Source organism: Paenirhizobium cremeum (assembly GCF_022884085.1).
GTDB lineage: Bacteria > Pseudomonadota > Alphaproteobacteria > Rhizobiales > Rhizobiaceae > Allorhizobium > Allorhizobium cremeum.
This window is the reverse complement of record NZ_JAGGCS010000003.1, coordinates 37613-60064: the sequence shown is the minus strand read 5'-3', so window position 1 is coordinate 60064 and position 22452 is coordinate 37613. Positions and strand designations below refer to the sequence as shown.

General features: G+C 62.4%; 20 protein-coding genes and 1 tRNA gene. 11 read left to right on the top strand and 10 right to left on the bottom strand.

What is annotated here, in order from left to right; translation table 11 throughout:
- Position 1 precedes the first annotated feature (1 nt).
- On the bottom strand, positions 2-1009 hold the full coding sequence (locus J5N58_RS06650; RefSeq protein WP_244710159.1) for a LysR family transcriptional regulator: 1008 nt from the start codon (positions 1007-1009) through the stop codon (positions 2-4).
- Positions 1010-1146: 137 nt separating this feature from the next.
- Here J5N58_RS06650 and J5N58_RS06645 point away from each other — a divergent pair, with 137 nt between their 5' ends.
- Positions 1147-1761 (top strand): FMN-dependent NADH-azoreductase, encoded by a 615-nt coding sequence (locus J5N58_RS06645; protein WP_112830231.1) that lies wholly within the window; start codon positions 1147-1149, stop codon positions 1759-1761.
- On the opposite strand, the gene J5N58_RS06640 is transcribed toward J5N58_RS06645, so the two are convergent.
- From J5N58_RS06640 to J5N58_RS06630, 3 genes are all read right to left on the bottom strand, one after another.
- Entirely contained in the window at positions 1758-3020 is a 1263-nt protein-coding gene (locus J5N58_RS06640; protein ID WP_244710157.1) for a GGDEF domain-containing protein, read from the bottom strand. The two genes, J5N58_RS06645 and J5N58_RS06640, sit on opposite strands and share 4 nt — an antisense overlap.
- 137 nt (positions 3021-3157) lie before the next feature.
- On the bottom strand, positions 3158-6352 hold the full coding sequence (gene amt / locus J5N58_RS06635; protein WP_244710155.1) for an ammonium transporter: 3195 nt from the start codon (positions 6350-6352) through the stop codon (positions 3158-3160).
- A 180-nt stretch (positions 6353-6532) separates the two neighbouring features.
- Complete coding sequence (locus tag J5N58_RS06630; protein WP_112830233.1) at positions 6533-6856, bottom strand: HlyU family transcriptional regulator; 324 nt, start codon at positions 6854-6856, stop codon at positions 6533-6535.
- 103 nt (positions 6857-6959) lie between these two features.
- On the opposite strand from J5N58_RS06630, the gene J5N58_RS06625 reads away from it, so the two are divergent.
- Both J5N58_RS06625 and J5N58_RS06620 read left to right on the top strand, forming a co-directional pair.
- On the top strand, positions 6960-7970 hold the full coding sequence (locus J5N58_RS06625; RefSeq protein ID WP_113425837.1) for a glycerophosphodiester phosphodiesterase family protein: 1011 nt from the start codon (positions 6960-6962) through the stop codon (positions 7968-7970).
- A gap of 68 nt (positions 7971-8038) precedes the next feature.
- Complete coding sequence (locus J5N58_RS06620) at positions 8039-8974, top strand: alpha/beta hydrolase (RefSeq protein WP_113467253.1); 936 nt, start codon at positions 8039-8041, stop codon at positions 8972-8974.
- On the opposite strand, the gene ilvA is transcribed toward J5N58_RS06620, so the two are convergent.
- Positions 8967-10217, bottom strand: a complete 1251-nt coding sequence (gene ilvA, locus J5N58_RS06615) for a threonine ammonia-lyase (protein ID WP_113339661.1) — start codon at positions 10215-10217, stop codon at positions 8967-8969. The two genes, J5N58_RS06620 and ilvA, sit on opposite strands and share 8 nt — an antisense overlap.
- Before the next feature lie 100 nt (positions 10218-10317).
- Here ilvA and J5N58_RS06610 point away from each other — a divergent pair, with 100 nt between their 5' ends.
- The 4 genes from J5N58_RS06610 to J5N58_RS06595 all read left to right on the top strand — a co-directional run bounded on the left by J5N58_RS06610 (position 10318) and on the right by J5N58_RS06595 (position 14979).
- Positions 10318-11772 carry a TrkH family potassium uptake protein gene (locus J5N58_RS06610; protein WP_113442876.1) on the top strand — a complete coding sequence of 485 codons (1455 nt, stop codon included), beginning with the start codon at positions 10318-10320 and terminating at the stop codon, positions 11770-11772.
- Between the two features lie 85 nt (positions 11773-11857).
- Positions 11858-12454, top strand: a complete 597-nt coding sequence (locus tag J5N58_RS06605) for a hypothetical protein (RefSeq protein WP_113442877.1) — start codon at positions 11858-11860, stop codon at positions 12452-12454.
- Positions 12455-12588: 134 nt separating this feature from the next.
- Positions 12589-14805: a putative bifunctional diguanylate cyclase/phosphodiesterase gene (locus tag J5N58_RS06600; protein ID WP_244710153.1), complete on the top strand. Its 2217-nt coding sequence runs from the start codon at positions 12589-12591 to the stop codon at positions 14803-14805.
- A gap of 88 nt (positions 14806-14893) precedes the next feature.
- A tRNA-Leu gene (locus J5N58_RS06595) sits at positions 14894-14979 on the top strand.
- Positions 14980-15073: 94 nt separating this feature from the next.
- Here J5N58_RS06595 and J5N58_RS06590 read toward each other — a convergent pair.
- A complete protein-coding gene (locus J5N58_RS06590; RefSeq protein ID WP_112830238.1) occupies positions 15074-15331 on the bottom strand; it encodes a PilZ domain-containing protein in 258 nt (85 codons plus the stop codon).
- Between the two features lie 145 nt (positions 15332-15476).
- The gene (gene wrbA / locus J5N58_RS06585; RefSeq protein WP_112830305.1) at positions 15477-16073 is read right to left on the bottom strand and encodes an NAD(P)H:quinone oxidoreductase type IV; all 597 of its coding nucleotides are present in this window, start codon (positions 16071-16073) and stop codon (positions 15477-15479) included.
- Between the two features lie 326 nt (positions 16074-16399).
- On the opposite strand from wrbA, the gene J5N58_RS06580 reads away from it, so the two are divergent.
- From J5N58_RS06580 to gpt, 3 genes are all read left to right on the top strand, one after another.
- Positions 16400-17188, top strand: a complete 789-nt coding sequence (locus J5N58_RS06580; protein WP_244710150.1) for a competence/damage-inducible protein A — start codon at positions 16400-16402, stop codon at positions 17186-17188.
- Positions 17189-17283: 95 nt separating this feature from the next.
- Complete coding sequence (locus J5N58_RS06575; RefSeq protein ID WP_113487611.1) at positions 17284-18126, top strand: universal stress protein; 843 nt, start codon at positions 17284-17286, stop codon at positions 18124-18126.
- Positions 18127-18356: 230 nt separating this feature from the next.
- Positions 18357-18854: a xanthine phosphoribosyltransferase gene (gene gpt, locus J5N58_RS06570; RefSeq protein ID WP_112830241.1), complete on the top strand. Its 498-nt coding sequence runs from the start codon at positions 18357-18359 to the stop codon at positions 18852-18854.
- An 85-nt stretch (positions 18855-18939) separates the two neighbouring features.
- Here gpt and J5N58_RS06565 read toward each other — a convergent pair whose 3' ends face one another.
- The 3 genes from J5N58_RS06565 to J5N58_RS06555 all read right to left on the bottom strand — a co-directional run bounded on the left by J5N58_RS06565 (position 18940) and on the right by J5N58_RS06555 (position 21908).
- Positions 18940-19473, bottom strand: a complete 534-nt coding sequence (locus J5N58_RS06565; protein ID WP_113339642.1) for an SRPBCC family protein — start codon at positions 19471-19473, stop codon at positions 18940-18942.
- Positions 19470-19838, bottom strand: coding sequence for an ArsR/SmtB family transcription factor (locus J5N58_RS06560; RefSeq protein WP_113339643.1), 369 nt, complete (start codon positions 19836-19838; stop codon positions 19470-19472). Before J5N58_RS06560 ends, J5N58_RS06565 begins: the two co-directional genes overlap by 4 nt.
- A gap of 165 nt (positions 19839-20003) precedes the next feature.
- On the bottom strand, positions 20004-21908 hold the full coding sequence (locus J5N58_RS06555; protein ID WP_113425705.1) for a methyl-accepting chemotaxis protein: 1905 nt from the start codon (positions 21906-21908) through the stop codon (positions 20004-20006).
- 87 nt (positions 21909-21995) lie between these two features.
- Between J5N58_RS06555 and J5N58_RS06550 the strand changes: the two genes are divergently transcribed.
- Positions 21996-22301, top strand: coding sequence for a hypothetical protein (locus tag J5N58_RS06550; RefSeq protein WP_113425704.1), 306 nt, complete (start codon positions 21996-21998; stop codon positions 22299-22301).
- Positions 22302-22452: the final 151 nt, after the last annotated feature.

The window sequence follows — 22452 nt, the reverse complement described above, 5'->3', positions numbered from 1 at the left end:
CTCAGCAGGCCACTTCGCGCAGCGACGCCGCAGCGGGCCTGCCCATGGGTGCGGCAGGCGCCGTTTCATTGCCGTCCACCAGGCGGGCCATGGCGTCAGCCATGTTGTTGGGGCAGTTCGACAGTCGCTCTGCCATGCGGTCGACCAGCCATCGCCCCGCCGGGCCGGGCGGGGTGGCGACCCGCCACAGCGCGGCCAGGGGATATTCGAAGTGCTCGTAGGGCTCGACGTCGAGCCTGACCAGCCTCCCCTCGACAAGATCGTCGCGTACCATCGGAAGCGGCACCCCACCCCAGCCGAGACCGGCCAGCACCAGTCGATGCTTGGTGCCCATGTCGCTCACGCGCCATCTGCGCCGCGAGATGATGTTGAAGCCGCTGTTGTCGAGCGGACGTGTTGTGTCGGAAACGATGATCTGAACGTCTTCCTGAACGTCGGCGAGCGTCAGGCGCCTGCGCAGCGTCGCCAACCGATGCTTCGGGGCGGCGACCGGTACGATGAAGGAATGGCCGATCTTGAGTTCCGAAACGCCGCTCACGGCCTCCTTGGTGGCACCGCCGATGCCGATGTCGGCCGTCCCGTCCTCCACCATCCGGGCAACGAGGAAGGGCGAGCCGACCGTCAGGTGCAACGGCACGGTGGCAAACTGCCGCTGGAACAGGGTCAGCACCTCGAGCACCGTGAATTCCGGCACCATGACGCTGACGGCCACGGACAATTGCGGCTCCAGCCCCTCGGTCAGCGCCTTGGTGCGGGCGCGCAGCCCGTCGAGATCCGCAATGATGCGCCTGGCATCTTCCAGCACCGCCCTGCCGGCCTCCGTCAGTACCGGCTGGCGTACGCCGCTGCGCTCGAAAAGCGTCAACTGTAGTTGCGCCTCCAGATTGCCGATCGTGTAACTGATGACGGATTGCGCCCTGTTGAGATGTCTGGCGGCAGCGGAAAAGCTACCGGTTTCGGCAATGGCGACAAAGACCTGCAACTGGTCGAGCGTGGGATTCGGCAGCATAACTCCATCCAATTCATCGATTGAACGGATCGATATTATCACAGTTTTTTCGATTGGTCGCGCGACTTATCTGTCTTGCACCGCACACGTCTCCTCCCTGGACCTGCGGCTAACCATTCCAGATCAAGAGGCAAACAATGTCGAATCTCCTTCTTGTCCGCGGCAGCACCCGCGGCGACGATTCTCTCTCCACCAAGATCGCGCTGCAGCTTGTTGACGAACTGCGCCGCAAGACGCCGGACATGACCGTTGTCGACCGCGATCTCTCGCTTGCTCCCCTGCCCCATATCGGCGCCGATTTCTCGGCCGCGATCCGTTTGACACCCGAAGACCGCACTCCGGCCCAGGCCGAAGTCATCGCCGTTTCCGATGCTGCGGTCGATGAACTGCTCGATGCCGACACGATCGTGATCTCCACCGGCTTCATCAATTTCGGGATTTCCTCGATTCTGAAATCGTGGATCGACCATGTCGCCCGCGCTGGCCGCACCTTCCGCTATACCGAGAACGGCCCGGTCGGCCTCCTCTCCGGCAAAAAGGCCTATCTCGTCATCGCGTCCGGCGGCATCTACTCCGGCGACGCAGCCGCCTTCGATTTCGCCGAACCCTATCTCCGTCGCGTGCTGAACTTCATCGGCATCACCGACATCGAAGCGATTCGCATCGAAGGTGTCGCCTACGGTCCGGAAGCGGCCGAAAAGGCGATCGGCGCTGCAAAGGCCCGCGCCCAGGAACTGGCGCAGGCTGCCTAAGCCTCGGCGGCCGGCCGGCCCACGATCCGGTTCCGGCCCTCGCCCTTGGCCCGATAGAGCCGCTCGTCAGCGGTCGATAGCAGGCCGTTGAAACTGTTGCCGTCCTCCGGGGCGGCAGCAATGCCGAGGCTGACGGTCACCGTCTCACCAGAGGGATTGCGCACCGTGTCGCGGATGATCGCGCACAGCCGCTCGCCTATAACCATGGCCTCCGCATAACCCGTGCGCGGGCACATCACCACAAATTCCTCGCCGCCGAAGCGGAAGAGATGATCCTGCTGCCTTATCTCGGACTGAAGGCAGCCCGCGATGGTTTTCAACAGATCGTCGCCGCGCAGATGGCCGAAACGGTCGTTGATCGATTTGAAATAGTCCACATCGAGAATTATCAGACTGGCCGGCGCGCCCTCCTTGAGCGAATCGCGCAGCATGTGCGGGCCCTCGATCTCCATGCGGCCCCGATCGAAGACACCGGTCAGCACGTCGCGTCCGGTCCGCGCCAGCAGATCCTCGTAGCGCTCCCGGAATGTCAGGTCGCTGAAAATATCGCGGATCGGACGCCTCGCCTGCGTCGCGCCGACGCCGCGCAACAGCCGGTGGTAAAGCGCAAACATCGCCGCATAAAGCGCGACGGAAACCATTTTCGCCTTCCAGCCGCCCCAGAAGACCTCCATCGGTGCGTTGAAGAGATAGCTCAGCAGCAAGAAGAAACCCGCCTGGTCGAAGGTGAGCACCACGGCGCCGCAGAGCCAGAACCGTATCACCGGCAGACGCGACATCGGTCGCCCGAGCCGCTCGTAGAGCAGGATGATGCCGAGCGAATCGAGGTAGAGCAGTGTCGTTCCCCAGATCATCAGCAGGCCCATATCCCGCAGGAACTGCATGTCGGCAGCCTGGGCGGGCGTCGGCTCGATCGTCTGGTGCAACAGGAGAAGCTGCGCCACCGCAACCGTCACCAGATTGCCGAGGAAGAGCCCGTATATCGGCTGGCGTACCGTCGAGGCGTCCTCCTTGATGTAGAGCATCAGGATCATCATCAGCTTGCCAGCGAAGAATACGGAGGAGCCCGGCGATACCACGCCGAAGGGGAGCGCGATGTAGAAAACGGCTGCGAGATACGTCTCGACGAAATGCATGACGCCGAGCGCTGTCAGAAACACGCCAAGCCCGATCCTGTGACGGAAATGGAGAAGGGCCGTCATCAACACGAAATAGAGCACGGCTTCACTGACGAACAATGCCAGGTTCCACGTCTCCATACTCACGGTTCCTCATTCATGGGGACGATGCTGCAGCTTTGTATTATCAGGCATTTCGGCACTTCAACAAGATCTGCCGAGATCCGGTCCGGCATGTCCGCCGGGCCAAGCTTCGACATCCGTCGGACGTCGAGACGTCACGACGACGCCAGGACCGACGGCCTTCCACCCCCGTTGCGCTTTTCGCGCGCAAGGCCGGCAACCACCTCGGCCGGAACGGAAACCGCGATCCGCTCCAACGGCTGCGGCTGGCCGAGCAGGTAGCCCTGCAGTTCGTCGCAACCCGATCGCGCGAGGAACGAGGCCTGTTCCAGCGTCTCTACCCCCTCGGCCACCACCGTCATGCCCAGCCGTCCGCCGAGATCGATGATCGAATGGACGATCGCTTCGGCGCTGCCCTCATCCCCGAGATTGGCGACAAAACCGCGGTCGATCTTGATCGTGTCGAAGGGGTAGCGGCTGAGATAACTCAGCGAGGAATAGCCGGTTCCAAAATCGTCGAGCGCAATCGCATAGCCGCTCGTCTTGAGTTCCTTGAGGATCTTCAGCGCCCGCTTGTCGTCGTCGATCAGCACGCTCTCGGTGATTTCCAGTTCCAGCCGCCGCGGGTCGACTCCGGCCCTGCGCACGATATCGTCGAGACGGCGATGGAAATCCGTATGACGGAACTGGATCGGGCTGACATTGATCGAAAGTTTCTCGACGTTCTCCTCCAGCGCCAGAATGCGGCAGGCTTCATGGATCACCCATTCGCCCAGGGCGATGATATTACCGGATGCCTCGGCCACGGGGATGAAATCCACCGGGCTGACGATGCCGCGTTCGGGATGATGCCACCGCAGCAACGCCTCATAGGAGGTAACCTCCGCGGAAACGACGTCGACACGCGGCTGCAGGAAGAGTTCGAATTCACCCTTCGCAATGCCTGCGTCGAGATCGACTTCCAGCGCGCGACGTTTCTCGATCAGCGCGTTCATGCCCGGCTTGAAAATCTGCCAGATGTTGCGACCGGCGTTTTTCGCGTGATAGAGCGCGACATCCGCCCGGCCGACCAGTTCTTCAACGGTTTCGGCATGGTCCGGGCACATGGCTGCACCGATGCTCGCGCCGCATTTGACCAGGTCGCCCGCGCCGATATCGAACGGCTTGCGGAAGGACTGCGCCAGCCGGTGACAGAAATCCTCCACCTGCGCCACGAAATTCACCCGGGAAAGGATGATGGCGAATTCGTCGCCGCCGAGACGCGCCGCTATGTCATTGCGTCCCAGAAGCCTTTGCAGCCGGTCGGCCGTTTCGCGGATCACGGCATCGCCGGCCGGGTGACCATGAATGTCGTTGATGTCCTTGAAATGATCGAGGTCGATCATGAGGACGGCGCATCCGCCGAGCCGCCTGACGTCGGCAACGCTCTCGGCAAGTTTCTGGTTGAACAGCGCCCGGTTTGGCAGGGACGTCAACGGGTCGTGCTGGGCGAGATAGCGGATCTGGTTCTCGACGCGCTTGCGCTCGCGAAGATCGATCAGGCAGACGATCCGCATCGTCTGGCCGCGATAGACGATCTCGCGCCCCTTGGCCTCGACCGGCACGAGTTCGCCGTCGACGCGAAGCAGTCCGATCTCCCCGTCGAAGTCGCTTCCATCACGGGCGATCTCGCCGGCGTCATCGGGACCGCGCACTATGAGCAGGCGGTCGATGGGGTATCCGAGGAGATCCTGCAGCGGCGATCCCACCAGTTCCGCAAGCTGGTCGTTGCCGTCGACCACCACGCCGTCGCAGTGAATGACGATCGCCTCGAACGTGGCGTTGGCGAGCGCGGTCACCCTTTCGGCCTCCTCATCGTCGCGCTTCAGGGCCTGCGCCTCTTCCCGCGCCCGCTCGCCGACCTCTATCTTGTCCATCAGCCGGTTGAAGAGTGCCGTCAGCTTTTCCGCCTCGTCACCCGCCTCCACCGGCAACCTGTGGCTGAGATCCGCCGTACCGGTGACGAGATCGGATAGCGCCTGTTCGACATGCCCGACGCCCAGACGGCTGCCGTGTTCGGCAACATTGAGGCCGATTTCCTCGACCTCGCCCGACACGCGGATCCCCATCGTGAGGTCGAGGAGCTTGAAGAAGAGCCAGCCGAAACCGAATGCCCAGTAGAAATTCAGCGCGGCGCCGAAGGCCTGGACGTAGAACTGATCGAAACGGCCTCCGGCCGGCAGACGCTCGACCGGAGCCAGAAAGGCCAGCGCAATCGTGCCCGCGACCCCGGCGAAGGCGTGAACGCCGACAGCACCGACGGCATCGTCGACGCCCAGTCTGCGCTCGAGGAAGTCATTGCCGAGGATCGCGACCACCGCGCCCAGAGCGCCGACGATCAACGCGCCGCCGGGTTCGAGCACATGGCAGCCGGCAGTAACGGCCACAAGGCCGCCCAGCATGCCGCAGAGCGATTTCTCGGGAAGCACGATGCGATCCTGCATATAGCCGAGCACATAGCCGACGCAGCAGGCCATGCCGCCGGCAAGCACCGTATTCAGGACGATCGGCGCGACGTCCGCATTGGCCGACAGCGTCGAGCCGCCATTGAAGCCGATCCAGCCGAAGAACAGGATGAGAGCCCCGGTCGTCGACAGAACAGGACTGTGTCCTGCGATGCGCACCGGCCTCCCCGCGTCATCGTAACGGCCATGTCTCGCACCAATCACGATACAGGCGGCAAGCGATATCCAGCCGCCGGTCGCATGAACCACCGTCGAGCCGGCAAAATCGATGAAACCGAGATTGGCGAGGAACGCCCCGGAATTGGGAGCCATGGCGGCGCCCCAAACCCAATGCACGAAGACCGGGTAGATGAAAGCCGACAGGAAAATGGAGCCAAGGACATAGGCGGCAAGCTTCATGCGCTCGGCGACGGCGCCGGAGACGATGGTTGCGGCCGTGCCGCAGAACATCACCTGGAACACAAAGAAGGCAGCCTCTCGGCTATCGAGGCTCCGCAGGAAAAAGAAACTGTCTTCAATGCCGATCGGCAGCCATGCCGAGCGCCCGAACGCGAACATGAAACCGACCGCGGCAAAGGCGACCGCGCCGAAGACGAAGTCGAGAAGGTTCTTCTGCGCGACGTTGATCGAATTCTTGGAACGAACCATGCCGGCTTCGAGCAGAAGGAAGCCCACCTGCATCATCATCACCATGCCGGCCGCCGCCATCATCCAGGCAAGATCGGCCGCCGGGAAATCCATTCCGGCGCCGGCATCGCCCGCAAACACCGCTCCGGGCGTCATGACAACGACGGGAAGCGCCGTCACGAGACGAAACAGCGGGCGGAAAAAAGGCGAAAATCGCAAGGCGCGAACCGATTCGAAAGTATCCTGATCGGTCAATACAAGCGGCAATCACTTAAAAATGCGTGATCGATCTTAATGTTTTTTCAGGATAAGGACGCGCTGCCGGCGCACCGGGCGGTCCAGGATCAAAACGCAATCAGGACAGGCGTTTCGCCCCCAGGCGGGCGGGGCATTTCCGGTTCAGACCGAACGCGACTTCTCGCCGTCGGAAAAAAGGGACGCGCCGTTCTGGTCGATGATCTGGCGCGCCTTGCGGAAGGTGCATTCGAGCGCGTCGTCGAGCGAGGTGAAGATGTCGGCGCGAATGAAGGAACGTTCCAGCGTCTCGCCGTTCACCTGTTTTTCAATCCGTCCGGCCAGCCGGTACTGGCTGCCTTCACGGATTGGAGCCGCGTGGATCAGGCAGTCCTGATAGGATTGAGGCTCGGCGGCCGGAGCGACAGGTGCCGGTCCCTTGGAGCCACCGGTGAAAACGGACAGGATGCTGGAAAGAAAGGAAGCCATGGCGATTGGCTATCACATCGCTCGCCGGAGAAAAAGTCCCGCGGCCATGGATTCGCCGGAAAGCGAATGAAGCCTTCGCGCTTTCGGTCTCAAAGGCATGGACATGCGCTATTTCATCTTCGCGATATTTCTTCTCGTCATCGGCCTTTTCGTCGGCAATACCAGCCTGTTCAGCCATTTCCCCGCGGGAGACGGCCCGAGACTGATCGCCCATCGCGGCCAACACCAGCTTTTCGACCGCACCGGCCTCGATGGCGAAAGCTGCACGGCGAGCCGGATCTACAAGCCGGAGCATCCGCTTCTCGAAAACACCCTGCCCTCCATGCAGGCTGCCTTCGCTTCGGGTGCCGATGTGGTGGAACTCGACGTGCACCTGACGCCGGATGGCGAATTCGCGGTGTTCCACGACTGGACGCTCGACTGCCGGACGAACGGCTCGGGCATCACGGAAGAGACGCCGATGAGCCTCCTGAAAACGCTGGATATCGGCTACGGCTACACCTTCGACGGAGGCCGGACTTTTCCGTTTCGCGGCACCGGTATCGGCCTGATGCCGACGCTCGACGAGGTGTTGACGACATTGCCGCAGGGCCGTTTTCTCATCAACTTCAAAAGCCGCCGCACGGAAGAAGGTGCGGAACTGGCGCGGCTGCTCGGTGACCCGGCGCTGCGCGAAAGGATTTTCGGCGTCTATGGCGGCGAGGAACCGACGAATGAAGCGGTCGCCAGCGTCGCCGGACTCAGAGGCTACGGCAAGTCCTCCGCCAAGTCCTGCCTGCTCGGCTACCTGGCGACGGGCTGGAGCGGGTATGTGCCGGAGGCCTGCCGCAATGCGCTGGTGCCGGTACCGGTCAACTATGCACCGTTCCTGTGGGGATGGCCGGAACGCTTCTACAACCGCATGGCCGCGGCGGGTTCCGAAGTCCTGCTGCTCGGGCCGATCGCTGCCGGCGATCCCGGCTCCAGCGGCATCGACGATATCGCACAATGGAAAAGCGTACCCGCAGGCTTTGCCGGCTATGTATGGACCAACCGTATCGAAAAGACGGCGGCGCTCGCGCGGGAAAGCGGCTATTGCGACAGAAGCCCGGCATCGCGGCTGTGCAACCGCTGACACGGTCTTGTCTTTCTGCGCCGCTGGGCTACCGTCGAGCGTGTCCAGCAAGCGGAACGGGCTACCCCATGCCGAAGCTTCTCCCGCCGATTTCCCGCCCATCCGGCGATTTCGCGCAGCATTTCGATCCGGCGGCAATCGGCGGCGATCCCGAGGCCTATCTCGCATCGTCCGAGGCGCGTTTTGCGGATATCCGGCCGCATGCGATGAAACAGATCGTCCGAGCGGACCCGGCAAACCGGACGCGAACGGGGATCTCCATTGTCTATATCCACGGCTTCTCCGCGACGGCCGGCGAACTGCGTCCCCTGCCCGACCTGATCGCCACTTCGCTTGGCGCCAATCTCTTCCTTACCCGGCTCACCGGTCATGGACGCTCGGGCGACGCCATGGCGGATGCCAGCGTCGAAGCATGGCTGGACGACTATGCGGAAGCGCTGGCGATCGGAGAAAGTCTTGGGGAGAAGGTCGTGTTGATCGCCTGCTCGACCGGCGCCTCGCTTGCCACCTACGCCATGACGCTGCCGCGATTTTCCGGGCGCGTTGCGGCGGCGGTTTTTTTGTCCCCGAACTACGGCATCGCCAATCGCGGAGCCTTCCTGCTGACGCTCCCCTTCGCCCGTGGGATTGCTCGTCTGCTGCTCGGATCGCACCGGCGGTTCGAACCGGTCAATGCTGCCCACGCAGCGCTCTGGACGACGGTCTACCCGGTCGAAGCGCTGCTGCCGATGGCGCGTATCGTGCAGCTTGCCGTCCGTTGCCCGGTAGAAAGCATCGCGGTGCCGGCCCTCTTCATCCAGTCGCCGTTCGACCGCGTCGTCCGCTTCGACAAGACCGTGGCTGTCGCAAGCCGCTGGGGCGCCCCCCACCGGCTTCTCGACCCCGGCCCGGTCGAAGACCCGGAACGGCACGTGGTCGCCGGCGATGCGCTGTCGCCGGCAACGACCGCGCCGCTTGCCCGCGCCATCGTCGACTGGCTCGGCGGACTGCCGGCGCTCAGATGATGAGGTTGGCGAGGATGTCGTTTTCGGTGATGTCCTCGTAGCCGAGGCCGGCTTTTTCGAAACGGACCGCCAGTTCGGCGAAATTCTCGCGCCGGCTCGTCTCGATGCCGATCAGGATCGAGCCGAAGTTGCGGGCGGATTTCTTCAGATATTCGAAGCGGGCGATATCGTCGTCCGGCCCAAGCAGATTGAGGAAATCGCGGAGCGCGCCCGGCCGCTGCGGCAGGCGCAGGATGAAGTATTTCTTCAGTCCCGCATAGCGCATGGCCCGTTCCTTGACGTCCGGCAGGCGTTCGAAGTCGAAATTGCCGCCGGAAACCACGGCGACAACCGTCCTGCCTTCGAGCCGCTCACGCGGCAGAAGGTCAAGCGCGGCGATCGACAGCGCGCCCGCCGGCTCCAGCACGACCCCCTCGACATTGAGCATGTCGGTGATGGTCACGCAGATCGCGTTCTCCGGCACGATCATCACCTGCTGGGGCGAAAACCCCTTGAGCGCGGCGAAATTCAGGTCGCCGATACGGGCGACGGCCGCACCATCGACGAAGTTGTCAACCTTCGACAGGGTAACGATCTCTCCTGCCTCGAGACTCGTCCTCAGGCTCGGCGCGCCGGCCGGTTCGGCAAAGAGGAAGGTTCCGGGCTCCAGACGGTCGGCCAGATAACCGGTCATCCCGGCGGAAAGGCCACCGCCGCCGACCGGCACGACGACGAGGTCAGGCGTCACGCCCTCCGGCAACTGCTCGGCGATTTCGGCCGCCACCGTCGCCTGCCCCTCGATGATGTCGCTGTCGTCGAACGGGGGCACCATGAAGCCGCCGATTGCCTCGACATGTTCGCGGGCTGCGGCGTAGCACTGGTCGAAAATGTCGCCGAACAGCCGGATCGTAATGAATTCGCCGCCGAACATGCGGGTCTTGTCGATCTTCTGCTGCGGTGTCGTGACCGGCATGAAGACGATGCCCGGCACGCCGAAATGCCGGCAGACGAAGGCAAAGCCCTGGGCATGATTGCCAGCGGAGGCGCAAACGAAGGTCTTGCCCCCGGCGCCGTCCGCCACGATCTTGCGCAGGAAGTTGAAGGCGCCGCGGATCTTGTAGGACCGCACCGGCGTCAGATCCTCCCGCTTCAAGTAGACATTCGCCCCGTGCCGGGCGCTCAGATGCTCGTTGAACTGCAGCGGCGTGGCGGGAAAGAGGCCCCGCATGGCTTCGAGCGCTGCATCGACGTCCTTGTGCGTCACGTTTTCCATCCGTTGAATTTTCAGGTCCGTCTCGCTATGGCATAGACAGGCGGCGGAGACAAAGCCTGTTTGTCCGACGACGAAATGGAAGCTTCGATCCTTGAACGCCAGCACTCTGCGATCCGTTGTCTATATCGCCTCCCTTTGCGGGCTCTATCTTTCGACGGCTATGCTGGTTCCGGCGATGGTCGATCTCTATTACGGCCATCCGGACTGGCGGGTTTTCACCACCTGCGCCTTCATGGTCGGCGGACTGTCCCTGCTCGCGGCGATGGCAACGCGCGGCGCCCCGCCCACGTTTACCAAGCGGCTCGGCTTTCTTCTGGTCAACGTCTTGTGGGCCGTCTTCTCGCTGGTCGGCGCGATACCGCTCATGTTCTCCGGCCCGCGGCTCGATTTCGCGCAGGCGCTGTTCGAATCCATCTCCGGCATCACCACCACCGGCTCGACGGTGATCGTCGGGCTGGATTCGATGCCGCCGGGGCTTTTGATGTGGCGCTCGCTGCTCGCCTGGCTCGGCGGCATCGGCATCGTCGCACTCGGGCTGTTCGTGCTGCCTTTCCTCAGGGTCGGCGGCATGTCCTTCTTCAAGATGGAATCCTCCGATACCGGCGACAAGCCGTTCGCCCGGCTGGCAACCTTCACCCGCGCCTTCATGGCCATCTATGTCGGCATTACGCTCGCCTGCGCCATCTCTTACGCACTCGCCGGCATGAGCCGCTTCGATGCGATCAACCACGCCTTCACCACGGTTGCCACCGCCGGCTTTTCCACGCACGACGCCTCGTTCGACTATTTCAAGAGCGATGCCGTTTTGTGGGTTTCGACCTTCTTCATGGCAATCTCGAGCCTGCCCTTCTCCATTCTCATCGTCTTCGTGGTCCGCGGTCGCCTCGACGCGCTTCGCGACCCGCAGATCGGCGTGTTTCTCGGCTATCTCTGCGCCTTTTCCCTTTCCACGTCGCTCTACAACCACCTGCGCAACGGCGAGCCGCTGCGGGACGCCATAACCCACGGCTTCTTCAACTTCTCCTCTCTCCTGTCGACGACCGGCTTTTCCAGCCAGGACTATCTCGGCTGGGGGCCATTCACCGTCATGGCGGCGTTTTTCGCCACCTTCATGGGGGGATGCTCAGGGTCAACGGCGGGCGGCATCAAGGCATATCGATTCGTCATCCTGTTCAATATCGTCACAACCGGCCTCAAGAAGCTCATCTATCCGAACGCAGTCTACTCGGTGCGCTACGGCAACCAGACGGTCGATGCCGAAACCCAACGGACGATCTTCCTTTTCTTCAGCGCCTATATCTTCCTCTGGGTCGTTGGGAGCCTCGCCATGGCAGCCCTCGGCCACGACATGGCGACATCGGTTTCCGCCGTCATCACCGCGCTTTCGAATGTCGGTCCCGGCGTCAGCCCGCTTATCGGCCCGGTGGGCAATTTCGCGAGCCTCAACGATCCTGAACTGTATCTCCTGTCCCTTCTGATGCTGCTCGGTCGCTTGGAAGTTCTGACGGTCCTCGTCCTGCTGATGCCGCTCTTCTGGCGCAACTGACGGAAACGCAATCACGCCCGCTTGACGGCACGCCGCTTTTTTCCAGACTGGGTACCGGTGACTCGCAGGCGGGGATGTCGTGCACATGGGGAAGATCATTCACAACGGGCTGAAGCGGCTGGCGATTGCCGCGTGTCTCAGCCTCGCCGCGTCGGGCGCTCTGGCCGGCATGCTCGCCACGGCCGCGGCAGAGGCCGAGAAGACGGCGGACAAGGGCGATTTCATCCGGGCCTTCGAGACCATGCGCGACGCGCTCGGCGATTTTACCGCCATGATGCCCCTAACCATCGGCAAGGCCGCCTTCGTGACGGAAAAGCCGAAGGCCTACGGCTCCTACCGGCCGAAAGCGGAACCTGTCTTCGAAGCCGGCGAACCGCTGATTACCTATATCGAGCTTATCGGCCTTACCTGGCAGCGGCAGGAGGACGGCCTGCAGCATTCCGCCTTCACGGTCGATTTCGAACTGATCGACAGCAAGGGTGAAATCCTGGCCGGCCAGAAGAATTTCGGCACCTTTTCTTTCGCCGGCTTTGTCCGCAACCAGGAAATCTATACGCATCTGACGCTCGACGTCGACGGCGCCGCTCCGGGAGCCTATCGCCTGCGGTATACGGTCAACGACACGCTCGGCCGGCGATCGACCAGCTTCGAGCAGCCCTTCACCGTCGCAGCGCGCAACTGATCCCTCCGTAGTCGTTTTCCAGCCGGACGGACAGGCACCGCGACTTGTGATATATCGCTAAATTCGAATTCAGAGTTTAAGCAAGCATACATATTCCCCTGTCATAGAGATTGTATCGGGACAGGGGGACATGCGTGACAGAGATTCATGAGCGGCGGACAAGCATCGGCTTCTTGTTCGCGGTCGCGCTGCCGGCAGCGCTCGGCACGATCTGCGCCATACTGATTGCGGTCTACACCCTGGTATGGGCCTCCTCCAACATCGACCGCGCCACCGCCGAACGGCAGGACATCGTTGCACGGGTGGCGCTCGACCGTATGCGCAAGGAGATCTCCCACAATCAGGAGAGCGTCACGGTATGGGACGAAGCCGTCCGCAAGACGAGCATCGAATATGATGCCGGGTGGATCGACGGCAATCTGGGCCGCTGGATGCACGATTATTTCGGCCATGACGAACTCTACATCGTCGATACACGGAACGCTCCGGTCTATGCCTTCGCCCGTGAAATCCGCCAGAAGCCCACCTATTTCGAGACCGTGGCATCCGTCGCCGTTCCCCTTGCCGAAAACCTCAGGACCATGTTGCGACAGGGCATGGAGCCCGACAAGGACCGGCGGGAACAAACCGTGGGCAAACAGGACTATGCCTTTGTCAACGGGCATCCGGCGATCGTCAGCCTCAAGCCGATCGTTTCCGACAGCGGCGACATCGAGCAGGCGCCGGGAGAGGAATTCCTGCACATTTCCGTGCGTTACATGGACGGAAGCTCTCTTTCCGAACTTGCCAGCGTTTATCAGTTCGCCGCGCCCGCCTTCGTTCGCCAGTTCGCAGCCGGAGCGGGTTTCGGCCATGCAGACCTTACCAGCGGCGCGGGCGACACCATCGGCTATATCCAGTGGCGGTCCGATGCGCCGGGTTCGCAGTTCCTGAATTCCATCTGGCCGCTCGTCGCGGGCGCCGCCGGACTTCTGGCCGTCGCCGTGGTGACGGCGCTTGTCGCGCTCCATCGGAAATCGGTGAACGCCGCCGAACACCGGGACCGCATCCGCTTCCTTGCCCATCACGACCCCCTGACGTCGCTCCCCAACCGCTACAGCTTCGAACTGGATCTCGACAGGGCCCTTGCCGGCGATGAGAAACGGCCGATACCGCTGGCGGTCATGTATCTGGATCTCGACCGCTTCAAGAAGGTGAACGACACGCTCGGGCACGGCGAAGGCGACAAGGTCATCCTGGAAGCAACGAGGCGCGTGCGGACATTGCTTGGCGAGGGCGACAAGCTCTATCGTATCGGCGGCGACGAATTCGTCATCATCGCGCGCAGCGTCGATCACGGCGCGGCGCAGGCTCTTGCGACAGCAATCGTGGCGGCCATCCAGAACCCCTTCGAACTCGGCCACAACACCGCCCATATCGGGGTATCGATCGGGATCGCCTTTGCGCCGGAACATGCCGACAACCGCCCTGCCCTCGTGCGCAAGGCGGATCTGGCACTTTATCACGCCAAGGCGCTCGGCCGCAGCCAGCATGCCTTCTACAGCCAGCACATGGACGCGCTGATCGCGGACACAGCCCGGCTGGAAAAGGATCTCCGTGTGGAACTGGATACGTGCGAGAACCTGAAGGTGTATTATCAGCCCAAGGTGGAGGGCGATACCGGCAGGATGGTCGGCGTGGAGGCGCTTGTGCGCTGGCATCATCCGGACCGCGGCCTGTTGTCGCCGGACCTGTTCATCGCGATTGCGGAAGACTCCGATCTTATTGCATCGATAGGCTTCTTCGTTCTCGAACGGGCCTGCTGCGACGCGCGGGACTGGCCGATAGACACCATTGCGGTCAACGTGTCGCCTTCCCAGTTGCGCGATCCCGCCTTCCCGCTCAAGGTTGCCGGCATTCTCGACAAAACCGGGCTGCCTCCCTCGAAACTGGAACTCGAGATCACGGAGTCCGCCGTCATGCAGGATCGCGAATCCTGCGCAAAGGCGATCGCGGCGCTGCGCACACTGGGTGTCAGGATCGCCTTGGACGATTTCGGCATCGGCTTTTCCTCGCTCGGACGCCTGCAGGAGATCGGCGCCGACCGCATCAAGATCGACGCGATGTTCGTCGCCGGCGTCGGCAAGTCGACGGGCGACGAGGCGATCATCCGCGCCATCACCCAGCTCGGCCATGCCCGCGGCCTCTCGATCACCGCCGAAGGCGTCGAAACGGCGGCACAGCGGGATTTCCTGGTTGCCAGCGGATGCGACGAATTGCAGGGCTATCTCTATTCCCAGGCCGTTCCCGGCGAAGACATCTGGCGCATGCTCCAGCATTCGCCGCAGGGGCCGCTCCGCAAGGCTGTATGAGGCCGCCGGCGCCGAATTCACCCGGCGAACACATTCCCCGGCATCGGCCCTTGACCGAATCCGCCAAGTGCTGGACATAGAAGCCCGCGCGGACGTGGCGAAACTGGTAGACGCAAGGGACTTAAAATCCCTCAGCCTTAGGCTATACGGGTTCGACCCCCGTCGTCCGCACCACTCCGACGCTGCGTTTCAATCTGTCAGGGGAATATGACATGCCACAACGCGGTGGCGCTTGGTCCGCCCCGGTTTCGTATGATTGTCGCGCCTGTCAGGCAGCGTTCGTGGCGACGAAGGCGACGCCGAGTTCCTTGGCGTTGCGCCATTTCGCCTGGCAGGGACGAATGCTTCCGTCCTCGAATCTCAGGCTGAATTCATCCGGCACGCCGACGGTCGTTTCCATCACCAGCTTGGCTCCGCCCGCCGAAAGGTTGCGGACCATGCAGTCGAAGGTGGAATACCCGCCCGGCAGGATGATCCGAGCCGCCTTCAGCGCCCGCGCCCTTGGTTGTGCCCTTTTCTCTTCCATGGCCGTCGATCCTGTCCATTCGACAGAATTGAATACGGAAAATCCCTAAGGTTTCATTGCCGTAAGAGGCGAATACTGGCCACGCCAGCGAAAAGGGCGGAGGAAAATCCTCCGCCCCATCCGTTCATTGAGATAAAAAGACCGATCAGGCGAGCTTTGCGGCAAGCTTGGCGACGTGGGCGCCCTGGAAACGGGCTGCTTCCAGTTCGACTTCGGAAGGCTGGCGCGAACCGTCGCCGTCGGTGATGGTCGATGCGCCGTAGGGCGAGCCGCCCTTGACCGCTTCGACGCCCATCTGGCCCTGGAAAGCATAGGGCAGACCGGCGACGACCATGCCGTGGTGCAGCAGGGTCGGAATGAAGCCGAGGATGGTGGATTCCTGGCCGCCGTGCTGGGTTGCGGACGAAGTGAAGACGGAGCCGACCTTGCCGACCAGCTTGCCGGCGAACCACAGACCGCCGGTCTGGTCCCAGAAGTTGCGCATCTGCGAGGCGACCGTGCCGAAGCGCGTGCCGGCGCCAACGATGATGGCATCGTAGTTTTCGAGTTCTGCCGGGGTTGCGATCTCGGCCTTCTGGTCAAGCTTGAAGTGCGAGCTCTTGGCGACCTCTTCCGGAACGAGTTCCGGAACACGCTTGACGGTGACGTCGGCACCGGCCGATTTTGCGCCTTCCGCCACGGCATAAGCCATGGTTTCGATGTGCCCGTAGGAGGAGTAGTAGAGAACGAGTACCTTTGCCATTGGTTTGCTTTCCTTGGTTGGGATGGCCGTTTGCGGCTGGTCGCCGAAAAGCCGTTTGATAAAGTCGAGGATCATGCCCGATGTTCCGTCGTGATCGATGGAGGTAATCTATAGCGGCGGTCGGTCGTTCACCAGATGACGACACTGATACGCAGTGTTCATTCCAGGTGAACGTTTTTCCCTTGCATTCGCAATTCCGTTGCACATCGCCGTGCGACGCCTCCACTATCCTGCCACTGTCGATTGGCCTCCGGTTTTCGATTGCCTCTTGCTTTCGACGGGCGGCGGACTACCTTCGCCGCGGACAATCGGGACCTCAGGATTTCATGACACAACAAGCCATCAAGACCGCGGCGATGCTCGCCATCGGCGATGAACTGCTTTCGGGCCGCACCAAGGACAAGAATATCGGCCACCTCGCCGACATGCTGACGGTCGCAGGCATAGATCTCAAGGAAGTGCGCATTGTCGGCGACGAGGAGGATGCGATCGTTTCGGCGCTGGATGCGCTGCGCAGCCGTTATGACTATGTCTTCACGTCGGGCGGCATCGGGCCTACTCACGACGACATCACCGCCGATGCGGTGTCGAAGGCGTTCGGGGTGCCCTGCGAACACGATGCCGACGCGATGCGCCTGCTCGGCGAGATGTATCAGCGCCGCGGCCTCGAATTTACCGAGGCGCGCCAGCGCATGGCGCGCATGCCGCGGGGGGCGCGCCACATTCCCAATCCGATGTCGACCGCGCCGGGCTTCATCATCGGCAACGTGCATGTCATGGCCGGTGTTCCGCAGGTCTTCCAGGCGATGCTGGACGCCGTGATTTCAGCCCTTCCAGCCGGCGCGAGGGTCATTTCCCGCTCCATCGCCTGCCCCTTCGGCGAGGGCGATATCGGAACACTTCTCGCCGGCGTACAGAAGGTGCATCCCGATACCTCGATCGGCTCCTATCCGCAGTTCGACGGACAGCGTTTTTCGACGGAACTCGTGGTGCGCGCCCGCGATGCGGCAGCCGTCGACGCGGCGGCGGCCGACATCCTGGCCATGATCGCGGCGATCACCGCCGAGAAGAATGCCGACCGCCGGAAGGATCTCGGCACCGGTGAACTCGCCTGATGCTGCACGCTATTGACCGAAGTCAAGGAAGGGACCAGTCTCCGGCGGCAGTATGTTGAAGCGGGACCGATTTAAACACCGCCGAGGAGACCACCATGGGTTACAAGACACTTCTTGCCGTCCTGGACACGCAGAAAGACGCGCAACAAATCACTGATTTTTCTATTTTCCTTGCCGAAAAATTCGGGTCCCACATCGTCGGACTGCACGCCGAGGCGCTTGCCGCCGTGCCGCTGGTCGCGCCGATGGAAATTCCGGATCCCGCCACCGTTCAGGCGCTGCAGGACATGGCCCACAAGGAAACCCTCGCAGTGGAGCAGGTCTTTCGCGCCGCAGCCGAGCGGAACGGGACCTCTCACGAATGGCGAAGCTTCGTGTCTTCCGCCGGCTACAGCGCCGCCTCGCTGATCGACAGCGCCCGGTCGGTCGATCTGGTGGTGGCCGGCCAGGGCGAGAGCGGGCTGCTTTCGGAAAGCCGCGCCGATCTTGAGAATTTCCTGTTCGAAAGCGGACGCCCCGTGCTGCTCGTGCCTTATATCCTGAAACAGCCAAAGCCGATCAGGCGGGTCCTGATTGCCTGGAACGGTTCGCGGGAAGCCGCCCGCGCCACGTTCGACGCCCTGCCCTTCCTGAAGGCCGCCGAGGCGGTCGAGGTCTTTTCGGTCGATCCGCCGGAGACTGTCAGCCAGTCCGCCTCGATGGCGGGTGCCGAGATCGCGGCAACGCTTGCCCGTCACGGCGTCAACGTCACCGTGGTGCTTCAGGAATCGGACAATCTTCCGGCTTCCGCGGCAATCGAGAACCGTCTCTCGGACAGTTCCATCGACCTGCTCGTCATGGGAGCCTACGGCCACAAGCGCTGGTGGGAAGCCCTGTTCGGCGGCGTAACCCGCACCGTGCTCGATTCGATGACAGCACTGACGCTGTTGTCCCGCTGAAAATACGAGGGGCCGACAAGCTCTTGCGCTCGGCCCCGAAATGCCGCTAATAGCAGCGGCCAGAGACCAGAGCCCCTTGCGGGCGACACTCGCGCGGCATGTCCGCGCGTTTGCCGTTTTTGGCATCGGCGCGCCGCATGCGACGCGCCGTTCCGCAACGGACCGGTCTTCAAAGGATGCCGGCCGGCCGGCGAACACGAAACCCTCGCCCTTGCGGAGCTCTTAGTCTGATGTCCCTGCCCGATAAAGCCTTTCCCGTTTCCTGGGATCAGTTCCACCGCGATGCGCGCGCCCTTGCCTGGCGGCTGGCCAGCCTCAATCAGGAATTCCGCGGCATCGTCTGCATCACCCGCGGCGGCCTCGTGCCGGCAGCGATCATTTCGCGGGAACTCAACATCCGCCTGATCGACACCGTCTGCATCGCGACCCGTCACGACTATGTCAATCAGGGAGAGACGCAGCTTTTGAAGGGCATCGTGCCCGATCTTGCCACCGATGGCGGTGCGGGCGTCCTCGTGGTCGACGACCTCACCGACACCGGCAAGACGGCGCTTGAAGTCCGCGAAATGCTGCCGAAGGCACACTTCGCCTGCGTCTATGCCAAGCCGAAGGGCGTCCCGACCATCGACACCTTCATCACCGAGGTCTCGCAGGATACCTGGATCTACTTCCCCTGGGACATGGGCTTCACCTATCAGGAGCCGATCGCCAAGGGCAGCAAGGGCTGATCCACCTCAACGATATACGGTCGCATCTTCCAAGCCCGCCATCCGGCGGGCTTTTTCGTCGACAGCGGGGATTGCATCCGGCTATTCAGCCCGGCAGCCGGCGCTCGTATTCCCGGCACAGCCGGGCCCATCCATCCCAGAAGGGCTCGCTGCGGCCACCGGAAAGTACCGCGGCGAGCACTTCGAGATGCATGTGCCAGCCGGCGCCGATCATGATCTCGTTGGTCCGGTCGCTGATGCGGCGGTGGATGACGGTGAGCAGCACCTCGCTTCCCTTCGGTTCCAGGGTGAAGGACACCTCGCCCCGTTCGCCCCAGGAAAACACCAGGCGCCGCGGCGGATCGACCTCGATGATCCGGCTCTGCATCCGCTGTTCCTCAGGAAAGGCGTCCGGGCGCTTTCCCGGCGGATCGGTCAATTCGTCGTTACGCCAGACAAGTTCGAAAGGCGTGCCCGCATTCATTTGCATGGTTCCCGCAGCGAGCCATTTTCTGCGCAACTCGCCATCGGTCAGATAGGACCAGACACGTTCTGCCGATCCAGGCAGAATTCGTTCGATCTTCAGCGTGGCGGGCTCGATCAGTTCGCCAAAGGTGTGCATGCCTGCAAGTTCGGTCATTGCTCTTCTCCTCTTTCACTGGTTCGGGTTTGCCGCCCATCCTCCTCACGAAGCAGGCGTTCGAGCGTATCCAGACGGCTGGTCCAGAAGCGTTCGTAGAATTCGAGCCATTCATGGGCGCTGGCGAGCGGTCCCGGCTCGATCCGGCAAAAATGGGTGCGGCCGCGCACCTCCCGCCGGAGCAGACCGGCGGCTTCCAGCACCTTGATATGCTTGGAGACTGCCGCAAGCGACATGTCGAAGGGTTCGGCAAGCTGGCCGACGGTGCGTTCACCGGAGGTCAACTCGCGTAGCATGCGCCGGCGCGTTGCGTCGCCGAGCGCGTGAAAAACATTGTCCAGAGACTGCTCAAGATATTCAACCATAAAGTTGAATATACGGCATCCGAGTCAATAGTCAACCGAACGGTTAAATAAAAACAGACCTTCGGCGCGGTGCCACCGCTCCGACTCGCGAAGAAGAGGACATCTAAAACAAAAGACGCCGCATCGCTGCGGCGCCTTTTTCTGATCGGGAGTCGGATAGCCGGGTTATGCCGCGTAGCGCGACTGGCCGGCATAGGCGCTGCCTTCCAGGCGGAAGCGGCCGAGCTGTTCCTGCAACTGACGGGCTTCGCCGGCCAGAATCTCGCTGGACGCAGTGGTTTCTTCCACCATGGCGGCATTCTGCTGGGTCATCTGGTCCATATGGTTGACCGAGGTGTTGATCTCGCCGAGCGCCGAGGATTGTTCCTGAGCCGCAAGGGCGATGCTCGCCACATGGTCGTTGACGCGGTTGACCAGTTCCTCGATCTCGGTCAGTGCCTTGCCGGTCGACAGCACCAGCGAGACGCCGCCGTTCACCTCCTCGGCCGACGCCGTAATCAGCGTCTTGATTTCCTTGGCGGCATTGGCGGAACGCTGGGCGAGTTCGCGCACTTCCTGGGCGACAACGGCAAAGCCACGCCCGGCCTCGCCTGCACGCGCGGCTTCCACGCCGGCATTCAGCGCCAGCAGGTTGGTCTGGAACGCGATCTCGTCGATCACCGAGATGATCTGGCTGATCTTCTGCGAGGACTGCTCGATACGGCCCATGGCGTCGATGGCGCTGCGGACGATGGCGCCCGACTTGCCGGCGCTTTCCTTCGTCTCATGCACCATGCGGCTCGCTTCGTTCGCCCGTTCGCTGGAGGTGCGGACGGTCGTGGTGATCTCCTCGAGCGCGGCTGCGGTTTCCTCAAGTGCCGCCGCCTGCTGCTCGGTGCGGCGGGCAAGCTGGTTGGCGGCCGAGCTCAGCTCGCCGGAGTTGGAGGTGATCGTGCCGGCCACGGAGCGGATGTTCAGCATGGTGCTGCGCAGAGTGCCCATGGTGGTATTGACGTTTGCCTGAAGCTCGGCGAAGGCGCCCTGGAACTGACCCTGCATTTCCTGCATCAGGTCGGCGTCGGACAGTGCGGCGATGACGCGACGGACCTCGGTGATGCCGCGGTCCACGCTTTCCACGAGTTCGTTGACGCTAGCGGCGAAACGCTGCAGGTCCTCGTCTTCGTAGGCCTTCGAAATACGCTTGCTGAAATCGCCGGCAACGGCTGCCGCGACGATGCCGCTGATGCTGGTCTGCAGGTCCTTGCTCTGGGCGTGCAGTGCGGCTTCCTGAGCTTCCATCTCGCGCATCTGCCGCTCGTTGGCCTGGAAGACTTCCAGCGCGCGCGCCATCGCGCCGATCTCGTCCTTGCGGTCGGTGCCGGGAATGACTTCACCCAGCTTGCCGGATGCAAGTTTCGACATAACGTCGGTGAGGTTCCGGATCGGCTTTACGATGCCGCGGCTTGCCAGCAGGAAACTCGCGGCGACGCCGGCAACGATGCAGAAAATGGCCGTGGCAAAGAGCACGACGACGGTGAAGCTCGAGGCGGCAAGCGCAGCGGCGCGGGACTTGGCAAGCGATTCGGCGGACGACGTGCTGTAGAGCTTGACCGTGCTGGTGACGGTCTTCTGGGCTTCCAGGACCTTGTCGAGTTCGGCGGCCATGATCGCCCGGTCCTTGCCGGCGTCGGTTGCAGCGACCGCGACCATTTCCCGGATCTTGCCGAAATAGGCGCTCAGCGTGGTGCGGATGTCTTCCAGCAGCTTCTGTTCGTTGGCGTCCGCCGTCGAGGCGATTTTCGGCAGGCGGTCCAGCATTTCCTTGGAGCGCTTGTCCGTTTCGGCGGCGAAGTCGGCGGCCTTTTCCGGCGCGAGCGCGAGTTGGTAGGTCATGCGGCTGATGGCGATGATGTCGACGCGCAGGTCCATGGCTTCGCGGGCCACTTCCTCGCGCGCGCCTGTGTCCTTGAGGGACGCACCGAGGGAGAAGAGGCTCTGCGCTCCCACAGCCGCAATGATGCCCGCGGCACAGCCCATGAGAACGACCAGAAGACTGATCTTCTTCAGGATAGAGAGGTTGACGATGTTCATGTGGAAATCCCGTGGGGGCGCGAACCGGCTCATGCGCGGCGGCTACCCGTCCCGTAAAACCCGCAAGTCATTTGGGGTCCATTTGCGATGATTTTGACCGGAATCTGTTTCAAATTGGTTGCAGACGGCACAGATAATTCGCACGAGACCGCCGCATCCGGGCGTTTTGACGGGCTTCTGCGCGAATCGCCAGACCGTCTTTCCCTCCAGTCACGACGCAAAGCGGATGCCGTGCACGCCTTTCCCTGCTTCGGCCGCAATGTGGCAAAACAGTGGAAAAAATTCGGCCCCGGCACAGGCTTCACCTCAGGCTTTCCCGGCAAATCGCTGATTTCCTTGGTCTCGTCTCTTTCCCCGTTTTCCACAGATGCGAGCCACAAGATGTGGTGTTAACCATTTCGTCTCAAACCAGCCCTTGACGGACTCGGCCGTTTCAAAGTTAATGCTTTCTTATGTTGCGGCGGCGACTGGACCGGACGATAACGAGGCCGGTTCGTTTCTGAAAATCGATGGCTTGAGCACGGGATGCGATTCATGAGGAATC

Bases quoted from the DNA above. Each gene is read 5' to 3' on its own strand.
- J5N58_RS06575 (WP_113487611.1), top strand. From the start codon at position 17,284: ATGGGTTACAAGACACTTCTTGCCGTCCTGGACACGCAGAAAGACGCG.
- J5N58_RS06605 (WP_113442877.1), top strand. From the start codon at position 11,858: ATGGGGAAGATCATTCACAACGGGCTGAAGCGGCTGGCGATTGCCGCG.
- J5N58_RS06590 (WP_112830238.1), bottom strand. From the start codon at position 15,331: ATGGAAGAGAAAAGGGCACAACCAAGGGCGCGGGCGCTGAAGGCGGCT.
- J5N58_RS06645 (WP_112830231.1), top strand. From the start codon at position 1,147: ATGTCGAATCTCCTTCTTGTCCGCGGCAGCACCCGCGGCGACGATTCT.
- J5N58_RS06560 (WP_113339643.1), bottom strand. From the start codon at position 19,838: ATGGTTGAATATCTTGAGCAGTCTCTGGACAATGTTTTTCACGCGCTC.
- J5N58_RS06620 (WP_113467253.1), top strand. From the start codon at position 8,039: ATGCCGAAGCTTCTCCCGCCGATTTCCCGCCCATCCGGCGATTTCGCG.
- J5N58_RS06630 (WP_112830233.1), bottom strand. From the start codon at position 6,856: ATGGCTTCCTTTCTTTCCAGCATCCTGTCCGTTTTCACCGGTGGCTCC.
- J5N58_RS06555 (WP_113425705.1), bottom strand. From the start codon at position 21,908: ATGAACATCGTCAACCTCTCTATCCTGAAGAAGATCAGTCTTCTGGTC.
- J5N58_RS06580 (WP_244710150.1), top strand. From the start codon at position 16,400: ATGACACAACAAGCCATCAAGACCGCGGCGATGCTCGCCATCGGCGAT.
- J5N58_RS06625 (WP_113425837.1), top strand. From the start codon at position 6,960: ATGCGCTATTTCATCTTCGCGATATTTCTTCTCGTCATCGGCCTTTTC.
- J5N58_RS06650 (WP_244710159.1), bottom strand. From the start codon at position 1,009: ATGCTGCCGAATCCCACGCTCGACCAGTTGCAGGTCTTTGTCGCCATT.
- wrbA (WP_112830305.1), bottom strand. From the start codon at position 16,073: ATGGCAAAGGTACTCGTTCTCTACTACTCCTCCTACGGGCACATCGAA.
- gpt (WP_112830241.1), top strand. From the start codon at position 18,357: ATGTCCCTGCCCGATAAAGCCTTTCCCGTTTCCTGGGATCAGTTCCAC.
- J5N58_RS06550 (WP_113425704.1), top strand. From the start codon at position 21,996: ATGATTTTGACCGGAATCTGTTTCAAATTGGTTGCAGACGGCACAGAT.
- J5N58_RS06640 (WP_244710157.1), bottom strand. From the start codon at position 3,020: ATGGAGACGTGGAACCTGGCATTGTTCGTCAGTGAAGCCGTGCTCTAT.
- J5N58_RS06565 (WP_113339642.1), bottom strand. From the start codon at position 19,473: ATGACCGAACTTGCAGGCATGCACACCTTTGGCGAACTGATCGAGCCC.